Origin of the sequence: Polaromonas sp. DSP2-3-2b2 (assembly GCF_049895905.1) — a bacterium.
Taxonomy (GTDB): domain Bacteria; phylum Pseudomonadota; class Gammaproteobacteria; order Burkholderiales; family Burkholderiaceae_C; genus Polaromonas.
Genome location: NZ_JAFCTH010000019.1, coordinates 20,079 through 37,573, shown reverse-complemented (window position 1 = coordinate 37,573; position 17,495 = coordinate 20,079). Strand labels below are relative to the sequence as shown.

Annotated in this window: 19 protein-coding genes and 1 tRNA gene; 5 read left to right on the top strand and 15 right to left on the bottom strand. The window is 63.0% G+C overall.

Features of this window, described 5'->3' with window-relative positions:
* Positions 1-49 precede the first annotated feature (49 nt).
* From ACP7AD_RS14600 to ACP7AD_RS14560, 9 genes are all read right to left on the bottom strand, one after another.
* Positions 50-439, bottom strand: a complete 390-nt coding sequence (locus ACP7AD_RS14600) for a putative zinc-binding protein (protein WP_426148469.1) — start codon at positions 437-439, stop codon at positions 50-52.
* On the bottom strand, positions 436-918 hold the full coding sequence (gene ubiT, locus ACP7AD_RS14595) for a ubiquinone anaerobic biosynthesis accessory factor UbiT (protein WP_426148468.1): 483 nt from the start codon (positions 916-918) through the stop codon (positions 436-438). The genes ACP7AD_RS14600 and ubiT overlap by 4 nt, the downstream gene beginning before the upstream one ends.
* Before the next feature lie 14 nt (positions 919-932).
* Positions 933-1,550, bottom strand: a complete 618-nt coding sequence (gene trhA, locus ACP7AD_RS14590; protein WP_426148467.1) for a PAQR family membrane homeostasis protein TrhA — start codon at positions 1,548-1,550, stop codon at positions 933-935.
* A 6-nt stretch (positions 1,551-1,556) separates the two neighbouring features.
* Positions 1,557-2,474 (bottom strand): ubiquinone anaerobic biosynthesis protein UbiV, encoded by a 918-nt coding sequence (gene ubiV, locus ACP7AD_RS14585; RefSeq protein WP_426148466.1) that lies wholly within the window; start codon positions 2,472-2,474, stop codon positions 1,557-1,559.
* Positions 2,474-3,523, bottom strand: a complete 1,050-nt coding sequence (gene ubiU, locus ACP7AD_RS14580) for a ubiquinone anaerobic biosynthesis protein UbiU (RefSeq protein WP_426148465.1) — start codon at positions 3,521-3,523, stop codon at positions 2,474-2,476. Before ubiU ends, ubiV begins: the two co-directional genes overlap by 1 nt.
* A gap of 164 nt (positions 3,524-3,687) precedes the next feature.
* A complete protein-coding gene (locus tag ACP7AD_RS14575) occupies positions 3,688-4,224 on the bottom strand; it encodes a hypothetical protein (RefSeq protein WP_426148464.1) in 537 nt (178 codons plus the stop codon).
* Positions 4,224-4,811 carry a C39 family peptidase gene (locus tag ACP7AD_RS14570; protein ID WP_426148463.1) on the bottom strand — a complete coding sequence of 196 codons (588 nt, stop codon included), beginning with the start codon at positions 4,809-4,811 and terminating at the stop codon, positions 4,224-4,226. Before ACP7AD_RS14570 ends, ACP7AD_RS14575 begins: the two co-directional genes overlap by 1 nt.
* A gap of 78 nt (positions 4,812-4,889) precedes the next feature.
* The gene (locus ACP7AD_RS14565) at positions 4,890-5,294 is read right to left on the bottom strand and encodes a hypothetical protein (protein ID WP_426148462.1); all 405 of its coding nucleotides are present in this window, start codon (positions 5,292-5,294) and stop codon (positions 4,890-4,892) included.
* A gap of 28 nt (positions 5,295-5,322) precedes the next feature.
* Entirely contained in the window at positions 5,323-6,564 is a 1,242-nt protein-coding gene (locus ACP7AD_RS14560) for a hypothetical protein (RefSeq protein ID WP_426148461.1), read from the bottom strand.
* 630 nt (positions 6,565-7,194) lie between these two features.
* Between ACP7AD_RS14560 and ACP7AD_RS14555 the strand changes: the two genes are divergently transcribed.
* From ACP7AD_RS14555 to ACP7AD_RS14545, 3 genes are read left to right on the top strand one after another with little or no spacing between them, the layout of a single operon-like run.
* Positions 7,195-8,493 (top strand): acetate kinase, encoded by a 1,299-nt coding sequence (locus ACP7AD_RS14555; protein WP_426148460.1) that lies wholly within the window; start codon positions 7,195-7,197, stop codon positions 8,491-8,493.
* A gap of 9 nt (positions 8,494-8,502) precedes the next feature.
* Entirely contained in the window at positions 8,503-9,561 is a 1,059-nt protein-coding gene (locus ACP7AD_RS14550; protein WP_426148459.1) for a sigma 54-interacting transcriptional regulator, read from the top strand.
* On the top strand, positions 9,558-9,854 hold the full coding sequence (locus ACP7AD_RS14545) for a helix-turn-helix domain-containing protein (RefSeq protein ID WP_426148458.1): 297 nt from the start codon (positions 9,558-9,560) through the stop codon (positions 9,852-9,854). The genes ACP7AD_RS14550 and ACP7AD_RS14545 overlap by 4 nt, the downstream gene beginning before the upstream one ends.
* 105 nt (positions 9,855-9,959) lie before the next feature.
* Here ACP7AD_RS14545 and ACP7AD_RS14540 read toward each other — a convergent pair.
* Positions 9,960-10,036: transfer RNA gene (locus ACP7AD_RS14540), tRNA-Met, on the bottom strand.
* Between the two features lie 38 nt (positions 10,037-10,074).
* The gene (locus tag ACP7AD_RS14535; RefSeq protein ID WP_426148457.1) at positions 10,075-10,863 is read right to left on the bottom strand and encodes an enoyl-CoA hydratase; all 789 of its coding nucleotides are present in this window, start codon (positions 10,861-10,863) and stop codon (positions 10,075-10,077) included.
* A gap of 124 nt (positions 10,864-10,987) precedes the next feature.
* On the opposite strand from ACP7AD_RS14535, the gene ACP7AD_RS14530 reads away from it, so the two are divergent.
* Positions 10,988-11,806, top strand: coding sequence for an enoyl-CoA hydratase-related protein (locus ACP7AD_RS14530; protein WP_426148455.1), 819 nt, complete (start codon positions 10,988-10,990; stop codon positions 11,804-11,806).
* Positions 11,807-11,815: 9 nt separating this feature from the next.
* On the opposite strand, the gene ACP7AD_RS14525 is transcribed toward ACP7AD_RS14530, so the two are convergent.
* From ACP7AD_RS14525 to ACP7AD_RS14510, 4 genes are all read right to left on the bottom strand, one after another.
* Positions 11,816-13,633 (bottom strand): M61 family metallopeptidase, encoded by a 1,818-nt coding sequence (locus ACP7AD_RS14525; RefSeq protein WP_426148454.1) that lies wholly within the window; start codon positions 13,631-13,633, stop codon positions 11,816-11,818.
* Between the two features lie 52 nt (positions 13,634-13,685).
* Positions 13,686-14,375, bottom strand: a complete 690-nt coding sequence (locus tag ACP7AD_RS14520) for a MarC family protein (protein ID WP_426148453.1) — start codon at positions 14,373-14,375, stop codon at positions 13,686-13,688.
* A gap of 158 nt (positions 14,376-14,533) precedes the next feature.
* Positions 14,534-15,271 (bottom strand): DsbC family protein, encoded by a 738-nt coding sequence (locus ACP7AD_RS14515; protein WP_426148452.1) that lies wholly within the window; start codon positions 15,269-15,271, stop codon positions 14,534-14,536.
* A gap of 38 nt (positions 15,272-15,309) precedes the next feature.
* On the bottom strand, positions 15,310-16,422 hold the full coding sequence (locus tag ACP7AD_RS14510; protein WP_426148450.1) for an FAD-dependent monooxygenase: 1,113 nt from the start codon (positions 16,420-16,422) through the stop codon (positions 15,310-15,312).
* Between the two features lie 161 nt (positions 16,423-16,583).
* Between ACP7AD_RS14510 and ACP7AD_RS14505 the strand changes: the two genes are divergently transcribed.
* On the top strand, positions 16,584-17,468 hold the full coding sequence (locus ACP7AD_RS14505) for an MOSC domain-containing protein (RefSeq protein WP_426148496.1): 885 nt from the start codon (positions 16,584-16,586) through the stop codon (positions 17,466-17,468).
* Positions 17,469-17,495 lie beyond the last annotated feature (27 nt).

Here is a 17,495-nt window from a genome sequence, read left to right as displayed (position 1 = left end):
GGCCGGAGCGCTGCTGGTGAAAGCCTGATCGGGAAGTGTGTTGTTCATGTCAAGGGGGCTTTTCGCCCGGTGTTTCGGTTAATAGGTCGGCTTTCACACGTTCAAGGACGGTGGCGGCCTGTGTCAGGTCAAAGTCTTCATGCTGGCGTTTCTTGACACCGTATTGTTGCAGCTGGTAATGCCGGTCGGGCGTGATGCCGTGGCGGGCCAGGCTGCTTTTTACGCAAACCAGCGGACAGCCGTCGAGCGCAATGATAGGCCGGCCCGTGCGCGCGGTCTTGAGCAGGCTGGGCACGTCGCCGCCAATGCCGGCAATGCACGACATTTCGGCCACGCCGCTGCGGTCCAGCCGCACTGCCACATGGTTGGCCAGCTGCGCGGCGCTGGAGCAGCCCGAGCAGGCGTAGACCAAGGGCAGGGGGCTGGCCTGCGCACTCATGATTTCACTCCCGAACGCCATGCCATTAAGCGCGCCAGCACCTGGTGCGGCGCAAATTGCTGCAGGTCGAACACCGGCAGTTCCAGGGCGTCGAGCGCATTTTTCACGACCAAGCCCAGTTCCGTGTCACCTTCGATGGACAGGCGGCGACTGAAGAACAGCGTGTCCGGGTCTTCCTGGCGCTGTGCCAGACGCAGGAAGTCATGCGCGCTGGCGCTGAGCATCAGGTCGGTGGATTGCTGTTTCGGGCAGGCGGCAAAGCGCTGACTGGTCCAGGCGAAATCAAAGGTCAGTCGTGCATCGCGCACATGAATGCGCAGTTTTTTGTCCAGCAGCAGCTGGCGCACGTCGTCGGGGAGTTGTTTTGCCAGCACCAGGTTAAGCCCGCTGACCAGCAACAGCGAGCCCGGATAGGCGGGCAGGCGGGACAGCAGCGCGCCCACGGGGCGGGGCATTTCAAAAGAAGATGTTGCAGTCATTTCGGTCCGGTGAGTCAGGCCACGTAAAGCAGCACGGTGAAGAAATGGCAGATGCTGCCGCCAAGCACAAACAGGTGCCACAGGCCATGGCCGTGGCGCACCCGGTGATCGAGTGCATAAAAAATAATGCCGAGTGTGTAACAGGCGCCGCCCGCCGCCAGCCAGGCAAAGCCGGCGGGCGTGAGCGCCCGCCAAAGCGGCAGCACCGCCACCATGGCCAGCCAGCCCATGAGAATATAAATGATCAGCGAGACGATGCGCGCGCCTTTGGCGAGCCAGATTTCCTGGACGATGCCCACCAGCGCCAGCCCCCAGATCACGCCAAAAAGCCACCAGCCCCAGATGCCGCGCAGCGATACCAGTGCAAACGGCGTGTAGGTGCCGGCAATCAGCAGGTAAATAGAGCAGTGGTCAAACTTGCGCAGCACATTCTTGGCCGGGCCGCGCACGCTGTGGTAGAGCGTGGAAAACACATAAAGCAGCAGCAGCATGGCGCCGTAGATGCTGAAGCTGACGATTTTCCAGGGGTCGCCCATACGCGCTGCCAGCACGATCAACACCACCGAGCCCGCCAGCGCCAGCGCCGCACCCACCAGGTGGCTGATGCTGTTGAAGCGCTCGCCGTGGTACATCGGGGATCAGGCCGCGACGGCCGTCTTGATTTGCTCCAGACCCGGGCGACCGTGCCAATAGCCATTGCAGCCCGGCGCCGGCATGAACGGCTGCATGCGCGCCAGCGCCTCGCGCGGCGCGAGTGCCTGCGTTCGGGCCGCATCAAACAGTGCCACGATGTCGCTCATGTGCTGCGCCTGCGGGCTCAGGCGCAGCACATTGACACCGAGCGCGCGCATCTCGTCCAGCGAATCGACCAGGTTGCATACTTTTGATGACTGGGTCTGCGTGCCGTTGAGGACGAGAAATTCTTCGCTTTCGCGGGTCTTGAGCAGCAGGCCATCCGGGTGCTCCAGGCAGCTGAAGCGGCAATCGTCCTTGGGCAGGTTGCGGTGCCGCGCGGTGAAGCAGCGCGCAGAAAAGGCCAGCGGCATGCGGCCATAGGCAAACACTTCGGTTTGCAGCCCGTCGGGCCGGCTTTGCTGCAGGATGGCCAGGTCGTCACGCTTCATCTCCAGCGGCATGACCCAGCGGCTTGCGCCCAGCGACGCCATCCATTGCAGTGACGGCAGGTTGTAGAGGTTGAGTTGCGGCCCGGCGACGAACGCAACCTTGCCCGCCAGGCGCTGCACCGCGCCCATGTCGTTGGCTTCGACCCAAAAATTGCCATTGGCCGCAATCTTGTGCATGGTACCCACCTCGGCGCCCGATTCGAGCAGCACCTGCGTGGACAGCACCACCTCCTTGCCGGCATCCTGCAGCCTGACCGCGATGTCAAGCCAGTCGACCAGACGTAACTCGTGGCGGCGCGAGCAGACGGTTTCGCCCAGATAGACCACATCCACCGATGTGGCGGCCATCGCTTGGTAGAAGCTGAAAACGGTGTCACGCGGCCAGTAATACTGCAGCGGACCCAGGGCGATTTTTAAAGCAGGAGTTGTCATCATTTCCAGGGCCTGTGGTAGGCGCCGAGCGTGTGTTGCTGGCCTTCGGCCACCTTGTCCAGGCTGGCCATCCAGGCCGGTTTGGGTGCATAGCGATGGGGGTTGGCCGTGCAATGGTCAATCGCTTCACGCCATGTTTTCGTCACCTGCGCGACATACGCCGGGCTGCGCTGGCGTCCTTCGATCTTGATGGCGCGCACCCCCATCTTCATGAGCTGGGGCAAAAGTTCGAGTGTGTTCAGGCTGGTGGGTTCTTCGATGGCGTAATAGTTTTCATCATCGCCCACATCGAATCGCCCTTTGCACAGCGTGGGGTAGCCGGCATTTTCACCATCGGCATAACGGTCAATCAGCACGCCGTTCAGGCGCGACTCCAGACCCTTGGGCGTTTGCTGCCAGCGCACCGCCTTGGCCGGCGAGCACACGCCGTGGGTGTTGGGCGACTCGCCTGTGACATAGGACGACAGCGCGCAGCGGCCCTCGACCATGACGCACAGGCTGCCAAAGCCGAACACCTCGATTTCCACCGGCGTTTTTTCGATGACCTGCTGCACTTGCGTCAGCGACAGCACGCGCGGCAACACGGCGCGCACCACGCCAAACTGCTCACGGTAAAAATTGATGGCGTCGTAGTTGGTGGCCGAACCCTGTACCGACAGGTGTAGCCGCAGGCTGGAGTGGTGCAAAGCCGCATACTGCATCAGCCCCGGATCGGCCAGGATGACCGCGTCCACACCCAGGTCCGCCGCCTTGTCGAGCGCCGTGCGCCACAGGCCCGGGTTGGACGCCTGCGGGTAGGTGTTGAGCGCCATGAACACCTTTCGGCCGCGCTCATGGGCGTAGCGGATGCCGGTGGCAATGGCCGCCTCGTCAAAGTTCAGGCCGGCAAAATTGCGTGCGTTGGTCGCATCGCGCAGGCCCAGGTAGACGCAGCTGGCGCCGTTGTCAACCGCTGCTTTGAGCGCTGGCAGGCTGCCGGCGGGGCATACCAGTTCGAAGAGGGACGGGCGCGGGGCGTCAGCAGCGGCGGAAAGAGTGGAGGAGGCCATGCATATCAAGGTTCTGGCGTGAAGCCCGGAGCGGGCTCATTGCACGGTCACCAGCGTACGCTCTTGCCGGGTGGCGTATTTTGATCTTGGTCAAGAGGCGAGTGCCTGCCCAATCGAGGTGAATGCTGCCTGGCGGCTCTTGCGGCAGCCAAAAAGATAGCGGCCTAGCGATTTCTGATGGCGTTGTTGATGAAGTCGTTGAGCGTGGCTTGCAGGTTCAGGCTTTTGACCAGGCTCAGGCCGCTGGTCGTGGCCTCAATGACGGTCTGGTTGCGTATCGTCTGGTTGTTCAGCGTGTTCTGGATATACATCGCCAAGGGAACGATGGCGGCATTGGCTGAAACCGTGTTGCCGGGGCCGTTTTGCACCACTTGCGCTTGCGAGGAAACCTGCTGGCTGAGCACCTCGGCCTGCGCTGGCGTGAGTTTGCTGAAGTCGCCCACCTGAAACGAGGTGCTGGTGACCAGTTGGCCATTGATGAACAGCGCCCGACTGATGCCGAATGACACCATCAGGCCCGCACCCATGTCGAAGCCGCCGCGCAACTGGTCCAGCCTGTGGTTGCTGGCGGCCCGCCAGAGGGTGGGTTGCGGCGATGGCGCAAGGTTTTGCGAATGGCCGGCAGCGGTCGCAAGCAGTAACCACAGGCCTGCCATGAGCCTGCGCCTGGCCAGCAAGGACGGGGCGGGCAAGTGGTTCATCAGAAGTCTCCCGGGCCGAGTGCGGGCATCGTGACGCCGGCAAGTCCATCGCGGTTGATGCCCGCCCTCAGCGGCGCCTGGGGCGCCGCGCGCCAGTCGGCCGCCAGGTTGAAGCGAGCCGATTCCATGCGGTTGTGAATGACAAACAAAAGGCGGCTTTGCCAGCTGGCCTCAAAGTCCGGCCGCTGCACGGCGCGCGTGCCCTTGGCCGGATCACCGATCAGCACACGGTCACCGTGCAATCCCTTGACGACGACAAAATGGTGATAGCCGTTTTCGTTGATCAACACGATGGCCGGCACGCGTGCTTCCATCAGCTTGTCCAGCGATTGCTCGAATCCGTCGGCTTCAAAGCCCTGCGTTTTGAGGAAGCGTTTCATGTCAAGCAGTGAAAAGCCTTCGCGCTGGATTTTTTTCTGGTCGCCCTGCCGGTACATGGATTCAAACACCTGGCTCTCGGTCGTGGGCAGGCCGTAGTGGTGCGTCAGCAAGGTGGCGATGGCTGCCGAGCCGCAACTGTAATCATATCGCTGCAGCAAGGTGCCGGCCAGGCGCGCCTGGCGGATGCTGGTGACGGGCAGGGCCACATCGCCCCCCACCCAGCGGAAGATAAACCGGCTGCGACCCGGCGGGCGCTGCCCAAGCCCCTCACGATGACCTCCTTGTCAGTTCATCTGCACGTGCAAGATAACGGCATTCTGGATCAGCACATTGGCGCCAGAATTTTGAATCACCACCGGCAGTCCGCTCATGTTGGCGAAGGCGCCGGCACTGATGGCATTGGTGCCTGTCACGACGTTGGTCGCTGAATTGCCGGAAGTCGTGCCCGCCAGTTGCATGTCATTGACGACGACTTGCATCCCGCCGCGCTGCGCCTCCAGGGTGGTCGTCCCAACAGGCTTGTAGAACGGGGACTTTTCAGCGGTCGGCAGGACGGGCGCACTCTGCGCGATGGCCTGTGCCGGCAGGGCGATGACCAGTGCTGTGCAAGTCACCCAGGCGATGTCAAGTCGTTTCATTTTTATCCCCTCAATGTTCGATCGCGGAAAATCGGCATCAACCTTTGCCATGACAGCAGCGGTCGATGCCGAATTTGACTTACTTGCCGACGGCCAGGTTAGCCTGGACGTTCACGCTTTGCTGAACCAGTGAGGAAATGCCGCTGTTCTGGCTCGCCACCATGATGCCGGCTGCCGATTGCCCGACGCTGGTCATGGTGTTGGCCAGCCTGAAGGTACCGGCAGTGACTGTAGGACTGCCGCCAGCGCCGCCGGTTCCTCCCTGGCCGACACCACCGGTGCCGCCTTGAGCTGTGTTGGTGCCGCCGCTGCCACCCGCGCCGGCGCCGCCGGTTCCGCTGCCGCCCGCACCGCCGTTGCCCGCCGCATTGTTGCCGTTGCTGGCGCTGCCATTGGTGGCGGGTGCGCCGGCGCCCCCGGTTCCCAGCCCTGCCGTGCGGGTGCCACCGCCGCCAGTGCTGGTCGGCGTACCGCCCGCACCGCCCGCGCCTGAGTTGCCGGCGGTGGCATTGCCGCTGTTGCCGCCCGTGCCGTCGCCAGAACCGCCGCCAGTGCTGTCTGCGTTGCCGCCCGTACCGCCAGCACCGCCATTGCCCAGTCCGCGATCATTTCCGCCGCTGGCACCGCTTGCGCCCGAACTGGCGTAGCCCGCAGTGCCCGAGCCGGCACCACCCCCTGCGCCCGAGCCGGCACCGCCGGCCGTGCCGCTGCCGCCACCGCCGGTGCCACTGGCTGTCGCTGTGCCGCCGCGGTTGTTTCCAGTGGCATTGCCTCCCGTGCCTGCAGCGCCCGAGCCGGCAGTGGCGCTGCCGTTGGTGGCGCTGTCGTGGGTGATGGCACCGTTGGAGGCACTGCCGCCGACTGCGCCTACAGCGCCGTTGCCGACACCACCCGTACCGGTGGCGCCCGAGCCGGTGGCTGTGCCACCCAGGCCATTGCCGCCGGCACCGCCATTGCCATTGCCGCCTGCGGCAGAGCCGGCGTTGTAAGCGGTATTGCCGAGGTTGTACACCGCATTATTCGAGACCGTGCCGGTCAGGTTGCTGGTCGCCGTGGCCGTGGACTGGTTGAAGGCGTTGGTGAAGGTGCCGGTGGAGCCGTTGTTGACAGCGGCCGAGCGTGCGGCGCTGGCCAGCGCAGCGCCGGAACGCTTGTTGGAACTGCTGTCGGTCCTAGTAGTGCTCGAAGTACTTGCGGTACTTGAACTCGTGTTGGTACTGGTGTTATCGCCGATCGAGGATGTCTGATCGGTTTGTGCAAAAGCCCCTCCCGTAAAGCCGAACATGACTGCCATGGCCGAAGCCAAAAGTGTCTTTTTCATGAAACCTCCTCAATTTGGTTAACGTTGTTTGACAAACAGTTCCAAGTGAATTGCGTGACCGCAAATCGAGGCTGACACAGCAACTTCAATGCCAAAGCTTCCACTGAACTGATAAAAACCCCTCCGTCAGGGGGGAATTGAAAAATCTGCGGTTATTCAAATCCTCCGGCCATCGCGCCGTGTCCATGAATCGGGGTCAGACTGTCACGGTTCCATGACAGTCCATGCGGTTACTGCAAGATCGGGCGGGCTCCAGCCTTTCGCTGTAGGGGGTCTGCCCAACAGGGAATCAACACGCAACCGCGCGCATCAACGTGCTTTTGCGGGCCTGTCCCAACCTTGCGACAAGTTCAAAAAATCTGATCAGCCACGCAAGAGAAAGGGCCATAAGAGAGGCAATGAAAATTCTTTTTATTTTTTGGCCAGAAGTCCGTCTTCAGGGGCTTTGCCGCGGATGAGCTGAAAATGTCTCAGCCTTGTGACAGCCGCGTATTTGCATCGCGTGCAATTGATCAAATTACTTTTTGTCGCAATCTTTTATTGCTCACTCAAAGCGGTAAATGTTCTGGCTCCTTGCAAGCAAAAACATCGGTCCATAGCGTGCGGCCGTGCAAAAAGAAGGGAGCGTCCATGAACATATCCTGTGCTTCGCGGCCAATGGCTGTCCTGGCCTGTTCCGTCCTCGCCATGACGGCAACAGCTTCTCATGCACAAGAAGCAGCCACGTCCAGCAGCCGCATAGAGCAATTGCAGCAGCAACTGGGCGAGCAAGCCCGCCAGATCGAATCGCTCAGGCAGGCCGTGGCCGATCAGGAAGCGCGTCACCGCGAATTGCAGCGTTCCTTAGGACAGGAGCCCCGCACGCTGGCCGGGCCAGCCGGGGCTGCGTCGCCATCGCAGCCAGCAACTGATACGGCATCCGATACCAGCCAGCGGGAGGTGCGCGTGGGGAGCGCGCCGCCCGAGGAGCGCCAGCCCCCTGCGGTCGCTCCGTTGTTCGACCAGCCCGGCATTCTTACCCCCAAAGGCAAATTCGTACTCGAGCCTTCGCTTCAGTACGTCTATTCATCAAGCAACCGGGTGGCCTTGGTGGGCTACACCATCATTCCAGCGCTGCTGATTGGTCTGGTGGATGTACGCGAGGTCAAGCGCAACACCGTCACCGGCGCCCTGACAACCCGCTACGGCTTGAGCAACCGGCTGGAGCTTGAGGCCAGGCTGCCCTATGTCTACCGATCCGATGCCACCATCAGCCGCGAAATTTTCACCGGATCAGCCGCTGACAATGCCTTCAACAACAGCGGCAGAGCGATCGGCGATGTCGAAGTGGCAGCGCGCTACCAGCTCAATGAAGGCGGCGCAAACCGGCCCTATTTCCTGGGCTCCCTGCGCTTCAAGTCGCGCACCGGCAAGGATCCGTTTGAAGTGGTCACAGACTGCGTCACGCGGTGCATCGGCAACACAACGGGAACGGGCCTGCCGCTCGATTTACCGACCGGCTCTGGTTTTTACTCGCTGCAACCGGGCGTGACCTTTTTGTTCCCGTCCGACCCGGCGGTTTTCTTTGGTGGCGTCAGCTACACCCATAACTTCAAGCGCAGCAATGTGAGCCGTCTGGTGCTCAACGGCGAGCGCGAGTCCATAGGCAGCGTCGAGCCCGGCGGGGTTTTAGGCGTTAATTTCGGCATGGGGCTGACACTGAACGACAAGTCTTCGCTCAGCATGGGGGTTGACCTCAATTCCGTGGGCCGCACGCGCCAGAACGGCGATCCGGTGCGCGGCTCGGTGCGAACCCAACTGGCCAGTCTGCTGCTGGGGTACTCCTACCGGTACAGCGACAAGACTGCTTTCAGTGTCACGGTAGGAGCCGGTCTGACGCAGGATACACCGGACCTTTCCCTGACCCTGAGAATTCCCATGTCGTTTTGAAGGGGTGTCATGACCTTGAGAAAAGTCCTTTGCGTCAGCTTGGCGGACAACTCTGCGCAGGTCGTCAACCATTTGCGGATTGAAGGCTGGGAGGTATTGATTGCCGCAGACCTGGCTGCGGCGCAACGTCTCCAGGGACATCCCTCGGTGCAGGTGGGCCTGCTGCTGCTTGGCAATTTGCCGGCTGATCGATTCAATACCGTGGAAGAGTTTTTGCGTCTCTCGCGTGCAACGGAGTGGGTGGGCGTGATCCCGCCCGAGGGGCTTGATCTGCCGGTCCTGCGCGAACTGGTGCTGAACTATTTTTTCGATTACCACACAATGCCGCTGGATTGGCGCGTGCTGGACCTCACACTGGGCCACGCCTTTCGCCGCGCCCATTTGCGTGGCCGTGAGGATCAAGCCGGGCAGGCCGCCAGCAGCATGGGCATGGTCGGAAGCAGTGCGGCGATTCTGCGCCTGCAGCATCAGATCCGTAAAGTGGCCACCAATGAGGCGCCTGTGCTCATTGGCGGAGAAAGCGGCAGCGGCAAGGAACTTGCTGCGCGCGCCATTCACCAGAGTTCCATGCGTGCCGCAGGGCCGTTTGTCGCCATCAATTGCGGCGCGATTGCGCCATCTCTGATTCACACGGAGTTGTTTGGTCATGAGCGGGGCTCCTTTACCGGCGCAACGGCGGGCAAGCTGGGCTTGATCGAATCGGCCAATGACGGCACTCTTTTTCTGGACGAAATCACCGACCTGCCGCTCGAACTGCAAACCAACCTGCTGCGGTTTCTTCAAGAACACACGATTCACCGTGTCGGCTCAACGCGCAGCCTGCCGGTCGATGCCCGCGTGATTGCGGCCTCGCATCTGGACTTGTCACAGGCGGTGGCTGCGGGGCGGTTTCGGGAAGACCTTTTTTATCGTCTCAACGTCTTGCCCATCGTGGTGCCATCGCTGCGCGAACGCCTGTCCGACGTACCGGTGCTGGCCCAGCATTTCCTGCAGCGCTGCAGCGCTGCAGGGGTGAACGGCACCGTCGGCCGGTTGAAGGCTTCAGCCGGCAGGCTATTGCGGCCATGATGTCCCATGACTGGCCGGGCAACGTGCGTGAATTGTGTAATCGGGTGCAGCGCGCCGTCGTCATGACGGACCAGCGCCTGATCACGCCGGCCGACCTGATGCTTGCCGGGACGCGCGACGATGCCGGTATCGGGCTGGAGGCCGCGCGCACCCTGGCGGAACGCGATGCCATTTCGCTGACGCTTGGACGCGTCGACTGCAACATCACTCATGCGGCGCGTGAACTGGGCATTTCCCGCATGACGCTGTATCGGTTGATGAACAAGCATGGGCTGGCGCACCGGCTTCAGTAAGGCGCCCGCTGTGGCCGCATGTTGAGACCCAAAGCCGATTGATCGCCGGATCCGAAAAACAAGAAAGCCCCGCAAGCGCTTGGCATGCGGGGCTTTTTGAAAATCTGGTGGTGATAGGTGGACTTGAACCACCGACATCAGCATTATGAATGCTGCGCTCTAACCAACTGAGCTATATCACCTTAAGAGCGAAATTATAGCCAATTTTCGGGGCGATTTTTCAGCGATTCTTGAACGCGGGCTTGCGTTTGTTGACGAAGGCGTCCATGCCTTCCTTCTGGTCTTCTGTGGCAAACAACGCATGGAACAGGCGCCGCTCAAACATCACGCCGTCGCTCAGGCCGCTTTCGAAGGCCCGGTTGATGGCTTCCTTGGCGGCAAACACGCTGGGCTGGCCGTAGCTGCAGATCATCAAGGCTGCGCCCAGCGCCTCGTCCATCAGCTGGGCCAGCGGCACGACGCGGCTCACCAGTCCGGCGCGTTCTGCCTCGGTAGCGTCCATCATGCGGCCGGTCAGCGCCAGGTCCATGGCCTTGGCCTTGCCGACGGCTCTGGGCAGGCGCTGCGTGCCGCCGGCGCCCGGAATGATGCCCAGCTTGATTTCGGGCTGGCCAAATTTCGCGTTGTCGGCGGCAATGATGAAGTCGCACATCATCGCCAGCTCGCAGCCGCCACCGAGCGCAAAACCGCTGACCGCCGCAATCACCGGCTTGCGGATGCTGCGGATCTGTTCCCAGTTGCGCGTGATGTAGTCGTTGTTGTAGACATCGGCAAAGCTGTACTGCGCCATGGCGCCAATGTCGGCGCCGGCGGCAAAGGCTTTTTCGCTGCCGGTCAGGATGATGCAGCCGATGCTGTCGTCGGCGTCAAAGGCCTTGAGCGCGCTGCCCAGTTCATCCATCAGTTCGTTATTGAGCGCATTGAGCTGCTTGGGCCGGTTCAGCGTGATGATGCCTACCTGGCGGGAATCCGGGCCTTGGGTAGACGTCACAATCGTTTCGTAGGTCATGGTTGGGTCCTTGTAGAGCCTTCCATCATGCCATGGCCGGTGCCGGCTTTCATCCTCTCAGGGCAGGGAAAACCGGGCCGGTCAAGGCTTGGGCGCAATGCTAAATTCAAGGCAGGAGAAAACCATGACCCTTCCAGAATCCGAATCCCGCACCGAATCCACGGTGCTGTATGCCGCCCAGGGCGCCGTTGCCGTGGTGACGCTCAACCGCCCGCAGGCGCTGAACAGTTTCAGCCGCCAGATGCACCATGACTTGTGGGCTGCGCTGGACCGGGCCGAAGCCGATCCGGCGATCCGTGCGCTGGTCATCACCGGCGCGGGCCGGGGTTTTTGCGCTGGCGCCGACCTGTCCGAGTTCGATTTTGAACCCGGCCCGAACCTGATCGAGCGCGCCGATCCGGGGCCGCTGATCGAACAGGCCTTCAACCCGACGGCGCGCCGGCTGCTGGCGCTGCGCATGCCGACGGTGGCTGCCGTCAACGGCGTGGCGGCGGGCGCCGGCGCATCGCTGGCGATGACCTGCGACATGGCGGTGGCCGCGCCGAACGCCAGCTTCATCCAGGCCTTCAGCAAGATCGGCTTGGCGCCCGACGCGGGCGGCAGCTGGCTCTTGGTGCAAAAGCTGGGGCTGGCGCGCGCCATGGGGCTGGCATTGACCGGCGACAAGCTGACGGCCGCGCAGGCCAAGGAATGGGGAATGATCTGGGACGTGGCTGACGACCCGCTGGCCGCCGCCGTCACCTTGGCCCAGCGGCTGGCCGCCATGCCGACCCGGGCGCTGGTGGCCACCCGGCATCTGTTGCGCGAAGGCATCACCCGCACGCTGGACCAGCAGCTCGACGAGGAGCGTGACCAGCAGTCGGCCCTGTCGCGCACCCACGACTACATTGAGGGCGTGACGGCTTTCCTTGAAAAGCGGCCGGCAGCCTTCAGGGGCGAATAGCCGGGCCGTTCAAGCCCTGGGTTCCAGCCACTCGTTGACCCGCGCCTCGTTCTTGACGGCCAGGCGCCGGGTCGTGAGCGCAGGCGGCAGGGTCAGTTCAAGCCGCATCAGGCGCTTGTCGCGCGCCACCAGCGCAATGACCTTTTTGGCATCGCCGGCATACAGCAGCAGATCATCGAGCCGGCCCATGCGCCAGCCTGCACCAGCCGCCCGGACTGTCTTGGCCGATGCCTTGCCTGGCAATTCCAGCCCCAGCCATTCGTCGCCTGCCGAAAAACCGGCCTGTTCGGCCGCCCCGCCGCGCAGCACGGTCTTGATCTGGATGCTGTGGTTTTCACTGACGCGAAGGCCCAGCCGCTGCGCCAGTTGCGCCGGTTCATCCAGCACGGCCACGCCATGCTGCTCCAGCAGTTCGCCAATGGGCAGCTCGTCCCGGCCATGCACCCAGGCGGCCAGCTCGGGCGCAAAGGAGCGCAGGCTTAGGGTTTCCAGCACGGCGGCCACGTCAAGCTCGCGCATCGGCCCGGCCTTGCAGCGCTTCCACAGCGCGCGCATCACGTCGTCGAGTGTTTTTTCATGCGTGGTGCGGCCTTCGCTGCGCAGCGTCAGGTCCAGGCACAGGGCGACCAGCGCGCCCTTGGCGTAGTAGCTGATCGTTGCATTCGGCGTGTTCTCGTCAGGCCGGTAGTACTTGACCCAGGCGTCGAAGCTCGCCTCGGCCACCGACTGCACCAGCCGGCCGGGCGCCTGCGCGACCTGGTTGACGGTGGTGGTCAGCCGTTTCAGGTAGCCAGCGTTGTCCAGCAGCCCGGCGCGGCGCAGCAGCAGGTCGTCGTAGTAGCTGGTGAAGCCTTCGAAGAACCACAGCAGTTCGGTGTAGTTTTCGCGGTCATGGCGGTAGCTTTCAAACTCCGCCGGGCGCAGGCGCTTGACGTTCCAGGTGTGGAAGTATTCGTGGCTGATGAGGCCGCGCAGCGTGGCGTAGCCGTCGGAGGTCTTGGCGTCGCCCTGGCGCGGCAGGTCCTTGCGGGTGCAGATCAGCGCCGTGGAGTTGCGGTGCTCCAGCCCGCCGTAGCCGTCGTCCACGGCGTTGAGCATGAACAGGTAATTTTGATGCGGCGGCTTGTGGCTGCCGTGCCAGAAGCGGATTTCGGTCTCGCAGATTTTCTGCGTGTCGACCAGCAGCCGTGCGCCGTCGAAGCTGTCCGCTGCGCCGGCCACGACAAAACGGTGCGGCACGCCGCGCGCGGTGAAGCTGCCGCTCCAGAACGCGCCCATTTCGACCGGGGCATCGACCAGCTCATCGTAGTCAGCGGCCTGGTAAGACCCAAAGCCCCGGCTGTCGATGGTGTGCGGCGTCAAGCCGGTGGCCAGCGACCAGCCGTCCACGGCCTTGACGGCAGGAATTTCCAGAACATGCGGCATGGCATCCTGGCCTTCGACCTTCAGGCAGACGCTGGTGCCGTTGAAAAAGCCCCGGTTCGCATCGAGCCAGGCGGTGCGCACCGAGTTGTCATGCGCATAGACCTGGTAGCGCAGTACGAGGGCCTTGTCAGGCGCGCAGGCGATTTGCCAGTTGCATTTGTCCAGTTGCTGCACCGCCAGCGCCGCCGGGCTGCGGCTGCCCTGATGCGCCCGCAAACCCTGCAGGTTTTTGGAGAACTCGCGCACCAGGTAGCTGCCCGGTATCCACACCGGTAGGGACACCCGCTGAAGCGCCGCAGGTTGTGCAATCGTCAGCGTGACGTGAAACAGGTGGGCCTGCAGATCGGCGATCTCGACGCGGTAATGAACAGGTTGGGGAGTGGCGGGTGCAGGGCTTGTCATGTTGACCCAAGAATACCCCAGCCTTCCTGCCCTCATTGATCAATAGTCCGCTTCAGGTAAAGGCGGACTGCTGCAAGTTGCGCAGCAGTTCTTCCAGTCCATCCCAGATAATCTGCACGCCCAGACACAGCAGGATGAAGGCAGACAGGCGCAGAAAAATCACCGAGCCAGCATCTCCGAGCGGCTTGAGCAGGCTTTGCGCAAAGCGAAGCGCCAGGTACAGCACGATGCCGATCACGAACAAGGCCAGTACGCCACCGCCCATTTTTGCCAGCGACAAGGCCAGTCGTTGATCATGCAGGGACACGCCGACGGTGATGGCTGCGGCAATCGACCCGGGGCCGCAACTCATCGGAAACGTCAGCGGGTAAAAAGCCTGGCGGCGGGCGTGCTCAGGCGTGAAGGATTCGGCCAGCTCGGTTCGGTGATCATCACTGGCATGGTTGGCGTTGAGCAGGCGCCAGGCCGTCGACGCCACGATCAGGCCGCCGCCCACGCGCACGATGGGCAGCGATATGCCGAATATGTCGAGCACGTAGGAGCCAATCAGCATGGAGCCCACCATCAAGGCAAACATGTTGCGTGCGATGCGGCGGGCCAGCAGCCGGCGCGTGCCGGCGGAAGCGCCCTCGGTCAGGCCGAGAAAAATCGGTGCTGTCGCTGCCGGGTTCAGGATGGGCAGCAGCGCCGCCAGTACAAACAGGAAGCTCTTGCCAAACAGAAGCAGTAATTCAATGAACACGTCAGGGTTCCCGTCGCCATAAGTGTGCCGGTGGCGGTGCCACAGGTGCCTCGCCGTGCCGAGTATGCTATGAAAAAAGTAGCTACTTGCGCCCGTTGTACGTGCGCTGCAGCCACTTTTTGCTTATAAATATGCCGATATGACGCGTTCTGGCTGGCTTACCTGGCGGCTGCGCTGCCGAGCTGCTTTTCGATCTGCTGCGCGCTGATGGCGCCCGGCACGCGAGAGCCATCGGCGAAAAATACCGTGGGCGTGCCGGTAATCTTGTATTTCTTGCTGAAGGCCAGGTTGCGATCCAGCGCGGACGTGTCGCAGCTGGCCTTGGCCGCTGGCTGGTCGCGCACCATCCAGTCAAGCCAGGCTTTGTTCTTGTCCTTGGCGCACCAGATGTTTTTCGACTTTTCGACGGAGTCGGCGCTCAAAATGGGAATCAGGAATGTGTGGATCGTCACATCGTTGACCTTTTGCAGGTCGCGCTCGAAGCGCTTGCAGTAGCCGCAGTTCGGGTCTTCGAACACCGCCAGCTTGCGCTTGCCGTTTCCGCGCACCTGGGTGAAGGCGTCTTTCAGCGGCAGTGCGTCAAAGTCGATAGCGCTGAGTTTCTCGACGCGCTCCTCGGTCAGGTTGCGCTTGGCGCGGGTGTCGATCAGGTTGCCCTGGATCAGGAAGTTGCCTTCGGCATCGGTGTAGAAGATGTCGCTGTCATTGACGCGCAGTTCGTACAGGCCGTTCATCGGCGTCTTGCTGACTTCATCGATCTTTGAGAGCGCCGGCAGTCGTTCGGCCAGGTTCTTGCGAATCACGGCTTCCTGCGCCAGCGCGGCGCCCAGGGTGCAGGCCAGCAGGCCGGCAAGTCCCGCGAGCCTGAGGCCGGCAGTCAGTCGATGGTGTTTCATGGTGTTCCTGTTGCTTGATCAATTCTGGGGATTGTCACTCACAGGCCGGCGGCCTGGCGCGTGACCCAGCGCTTGAGCAGGCTGCTGCGCGCAAAGCCCTTCATGCCCCAGTTGCGCAGCGCCTGCCAGCGGTCGTCGCTCTGGGCGAACAGGCCGTGCAGTCCGTCGGTCACGGCACCCATGGTAGCCACGTCGGCCTTGCGCGCGCGCTCGTAGCGGCGCAATAGTTTTTCATCGCCCAGGGCGCGCCAGTATTCGCGCTGCGCCAGCACCTCGGCAAGGCAGGCCGCGTCGGCCAGCCCCAGGTTCAGGCCCTGGCCCGACAGTGGATGCACCGTGTGCGCGGCATCGCCGGCCAGTGCCCAGCCGCTGCCGACCCAGTGGTCGGCGGTGGACAGCGCCAGCGGCCAGCTGGCGCGCTCGCTGGTCAGCTGCAACTGGCCTGCCTCGGGTCCGCAAATGGCCTGCAGGGCCGCGCAGAATTGTTCTGGCGGCATCTGCTCCAGCGCATCGGCGCGCTCCAGCGACGCCGACCAGACCAGCGCAACGGCGCTCGCGTCGCTGCCGCCCAGCGGCAGCAGCGCCACGATGTCGCCGCCGGCAAACCACTGGCGCGCCACGCCGCGGTGCGGCCTGTCGGCTTCCAGCCGCGCGGCAACGGCTTTTTGCGGATACGCCTTGACGGTCCACTGCACGCCGAATTCATCGCGGCTGGCGCTTTTCTTGCCTTCGCAAATCACCGTCAGCGCGGCCTTGGGCGGCGCGGTCACCAGTTCGATCTGCGGCTGGTAGCGCACCGCCTGGATCAGCTGCTGCTCCAGCGCGGGCACATCGACGATCCAGGCCAGCGCCTCCTGCGCGACACTGTCGGCGGTGAAATCGATCTGGCCGCCATCGTCGCCCCAGACCTGCATTTCCCGGACCGGCGTGGCGAATGGCGCATCGGGCCAGACCCGCAGGGCGTCGAGCACCTTGCGCGACGCGCTGTTCAGGGCATAGGCGCGCACATCATCGGCAGCGGGCAATTCGCCCGGCACCGGCTGCGGCCGGATGACCAGCGCCACGCGCAGGCGCTCACGCGCCAGCAACAGCGCCAGGGTGCGGCCCACCACGCCGTCGCCACGAATACAGACATCAAAGGTTTTGGACATGCCCCATTTTAGGAGTGAGTGCAAAATCATTGCTTTGCAGGGCTGGAGTGAAGGTTGAAGCGTGTGAAATTTCCCTGCTGTAGCGCTCAAAACGGCGAGGACTGGAGATAAAAGTGAACGAATCATTGAACGAAACCCTGCCAGACACGGCAGACGTTGCGGTGCAAGTCAGGCCTTTCGACTTGGCCGCTCTCATTACCGGGCTGTTTGTCTACCCGGTCAAATCCTGCTCAGGTGTGCGGGTGGAGCAGGTCATGCTGCTGGATACCGGGCTCGAATTCGACCGCGCCTGGATGGTGGTGGACGGCGACGGCCATTTTTTGACGCAACGCGAGCTGCCGCGCATGGCGCTCGTCAAGCCGCAGCTCAAGACTTGCGAGATGATCCTGCGCGCGCCCGGCATGCTGGCCCTGCACATCGCGCTGGACCAGGTCGAAGCCCCCGCGCGGGTCAGGATCTGGAATGAAGACGTGGCCGCCTTCGACATGGGACCGATTGCCGCCCAGTGGTTCACCGATTTCCTGGGGGTTCCGGCGCGGCTGGTGCGCTTTGACCCGGACCACCCGCGCGTCAGCAGCCTGGACTGGACCGATGGAATCGAGGCGCTGAACCAGTTCAACGACGGCTATCCGCTGCTGGTCATCAGCCAGGCGTCGCTGGAGCAGTTCAATGACAAGCTTGCCGCCCGGGGCTTTGCCGCCGTCGGCATGGAGCGCTTTCGCCCGAACATCGTGCTGGGCGATGCACCGGGCGAACTGCCCTTGGCGCCGCACGACGAAGACCGGCTTGAGCAGCTCCAGATTGCTACCCCGCAAGGCCCGGTCCGGCTCAAACCGGTCAAACCGTGTCCGCGCTGCCCGATTCCCAACATCGACCCGGCCACCGCCGTCAGCAGCACCGAGGTTGGCGACACGCTCCAAAGCTACCGCCAGGATGCGCGGCTCAAGGGCGCGGTGACCTTCGGCATGAACGCCATCGTGTTTGAGGGCATCGACCACCTGCTCAGGGTTGGCCAGCCGGTCGGCGCCAACTTCCGGTTTGAGTGATTTCCTCCCGTCTGCGCTTCCTGGCTG

Bases quoted from the DNA above. Each gene is read 5' to 3' on its own strand.
- ACP7AD_RS14600 (WP_426148469.1), bottom strand. From the start codon at position 439: ATGAGTGCGCAGGCCAGCCCCCTGCCCTTGGTCTACGCCTGCTCGGGC.
- ubiT (WP_426148468.1), bottom strand. From the start codon at position 918: ATGACTGCAACATCTTCTTTTGAAATGCCCCGCCCCGTGGGCGCGCTG.
- trhA (WP_426148467.1), bottom strand. From the start codon at position 1,550: ATGTACCACGGCGAGCGCTTCAACAGCATCAGCCACCTGGTGGGTGCG.
- ubiV (WP_426148466.1), bottom strand. From the start codon at position 2,474: ATGACAACTCCTGCTTTAAAAATCGCCCTGGGTCCGCTGCAGTATTAC.
- ubiU (WP_426148465.1), bottom strand. From the start codon at position 3,523: ATGGCCTCCTCCACTCTTTCCGCCGCTGCTGACGCCCCGCGCCCGTCC.
- ACP7AD_RS14575 (WP_426148464.1), bottom strand. From the start codon at position 4,224: ATGAACCACTTGCCCGCCCCGTCCTTGCTGGCCAGGCGCAGGCTCATG.
- ACP7AD_RS14565 (WP_426148462.1), bottom strand. From the start codon at position 5,294: ATGGCAAAGGTTGATGCCGATTTTCCGCGATCGAACATTGAGGGGATA.
- ACP7AD_RS14560 (WP_426148461.1), bottom strand. From the start codon at position 6,564: ATGAAAAAGACACTTTTGGCTTCGGCCATGGCAGTCATGTTCGGCTTT.
- ACP7AD_RS14555 (WP_426148460.1), top strand. From the start codon at position 7,195: ATGAACATATCCTGTGCTTCGCGGCCAATGGCTGTCCTGGCCTGTTCC.
- ACP7AD_RS14550 (WP_426148459.1), top strand. From the start codon at position 8,503: ATGACCTTGAGAAAAGTCCTTTGCGTCAGCTTGGCGGACAACTCTGCG.
- ACP7AD_RS14545 (WP_426148458.1), top strand. From the start codon at position 9,558: ATGATGTCCCATGACTGGCCGGGCAACGTGCGTGAATTGTGTAATCGG.
- ACP7AD_RS14535 (WP_426148457.1), bottom strand. From the start codon at position 10,863: ATGACCTACGAAACGATTGTGACGTCTACCCAAGGCCCGGATTCCCGC.
- ACP7AD_RS14530 (WP_426148455.1), top strand. From the start codon at position 10,988: ATGACCCTTCCAGAATCCGAATCCCGCACCGAATCCACGGTGCTGTAT.
- ACP7AD_RS14525 (WP_426148454.1), bottom strand. From the start codon at position 13,633: ATGACAAGCCCTGCACCCGCCACTCCCCAACCTGTTCATTACCGCGTC.
- ACP7AD_RS14515 (WP_426148452.1), bottom strand. From the start codon at position 15,271: ATGAAACACCATCGACTGACTGCCGGCCTCAGGCTCGCGGGACTTGCC.
- ACP7AD_RS14510 (WP_426148450.1), bottom strand. From the start codon at position 16,422: ATGTCCAAAACCTTTGATGTCTGTATTCGTGGCGACGGCGTGGTGGGC.